Here is a 1,733-nt window from a genome sequence, read left to right on the forward strand (position 1 = left end):
CGATAGCCAACCATCCCCCGAGAACTGCGGGGGCACCGTACGATGTGAGTGTTAGAATTAGGTGAACAACCGCCGATGTTATCAGTAGTATCCGACGTGCATGATCTTGACGGATCATCAGAGCAACAACACCTGAGAACATTGGGATTAGAACGAGGAGGGGAATTGTCAGTGTATTCGCCATCTTGTTACTCTATCCAACCAGCGATGAAAGTTGATCGGTATCGATGTGATCGAATGACTTACTGATATGGAAGATTACGATTCCCATCACAAACACTGCAACGAAAATATCCAGTAAGACTCCTAACTCAACTAACAAGGGAGCTTCGATGGCAAAGGCTACGCCAAAAATGTAAGCACCGTTCTCCAGAACCAAATATCCTAACACTTGCGACAGAGCTTTGCGGCGGCTGATGATGACGAACAATCCGACAAAGATATTAAAAAACGAAACGGCAACCGCCATTTGGGGTTGTGTTCCCCCGATAAACGGCAATCGTGAAGCAATCCAAAAAGAGAATCCCAAACAAACGATTCCGACAATCATCGAAGAGGTGAATCCGACAAATGGTCGATCTTCGTGCATGATCTTTGATTTTTCCAAAGCTCGCGTTAAGTAAAACGGTAAAACAAAGCCCTTGATAATCAAGCTCAAAGTTGTTATGGATAGCACGCGAACCCAAAGCCCTTCCCAACTTCCCCAAAGTGGGATAAGTCCTAACAGAATGCCTTGCAAGGCTAATGTGCGTATACTGAATTGCAGCCGCCCAGAGCCAAGAAAGACAAATCCGGTAAGTATGAGTAGAACAAAAATCAACTCAATCATCTTGTTTTCACTCTCATTTGAGTGTCAAGTAAATGCTGACAGCAGCTACCGCGCATGCCCCCACGAGCATTCTCGGAACAAGTAGTAAACGAAGTCGCGCCATGAGTGATTCAACGATTCCAACAAAAACGGCAACAAAAAAGACGCCGAAAAGAAATATCGAGCTATCGATCAAAATGCTATCTGTACGGGTGGGAGAGAATACTCCTGCCAGTAGCGCGGCAAACACCCACAGTTTCAATGCACTACCATACAAAATGAAGGCAAAGTCAGGTCCAGAGTGATCAAGAACCATCACCTCATGGATCATTGTGAGTTCAAGATGAGTGTTCGGATCGTCAACCGGTATTCGCGAGTTTTCTGTAAGCAGCAACACGAACAGGATTACTGCAACTAGGATGAGTGCAGCTCCGGCATTTCCCCAAAGCAGCGGTGTGATCGCGTGATACACATTAGTCAAGGAAACTTCATCCGTTAACCTGACAAGAGTGATAAGAACAGCAAACAAGATTGGTTCGGTGAATGCCGAAAACAGTACTTCTCGACTCGCTCCCATTCCTTCAAAACTTGAACCGGTATCAAGAGCGGCAAGGACTATGAAAAATCGACCCAGACCGAGTAGACAAAGCACGATCAAAAAGTCACCAGAGAATGATAATGGCGCTGCAATTCCTCCCCAAGGAATCATCAAAAGCGCAGTGACTAAACCGGCCAATGAAATCATCGGAGCTGCGCGAAAAATCCAAGATGTCGTTCGGCTGTATACACTGTCTTTTTGTAACAACTTAATTAGATCGAAACACACTTGGAGAATCGGCTGACCGGTACGACCCGCCCAAATCGCCTTAGTGCGGTTAATCACTCCAAGCAACAAAGGTGCAATGAGTAAGGATAGAGCAAATAC

At 45.6% G+C, this 1,733-nt stretch carries 3 protein-coding genes; all 3 read right to left on the reverse strand.

Translation table 11 applies throughout. From position 1 onward, the window contains the following. The coding region (locus OEM52_15140) for a hypothetical protein (GenBank protein ID MDK9701467.1) at positions 1–184 on the reverse strand (184 nt) is incomplete at its 3' end. A gap of 9 nt (positions 185–193) precedes the next feature. Then, complete coding sequence (locus OEM52_15145) at positions 194–829, reverse strand: hydrogenase (GenBank protein MDK9701468.1); 636 nt, start codon at positions 827–829, stop codon at positions 194–196. A 13-nt stretch (positions 830–842) separates the two neighbouring features. Beyond that, on the reverse strand, positions 843–1,733 hold an 891-nt coding region (locus tag OEM52_15150), incomplete at its 5' end, for an NADH-quinone oxidoreductase subunit H (GenBank protein ID MDK9701469.1).

Source organism: bacterium, from assembly GCA_030247525.1.
Taxonomy (GTDB): Bacteria; Electryoneota; JAOADG01; order JAOADG01; family JAOADG01; genus JAOTSC01.

What these genes read in the sequence shown, in the direction of transcription:
- OEM52_15145 (MDK9701468.1), bottom strand. Translation starts at nt 829, where the DNA reads ATGATTGAGTTGATTTTTGTTCTACTCATACTTACCGGATTTGTCTTT.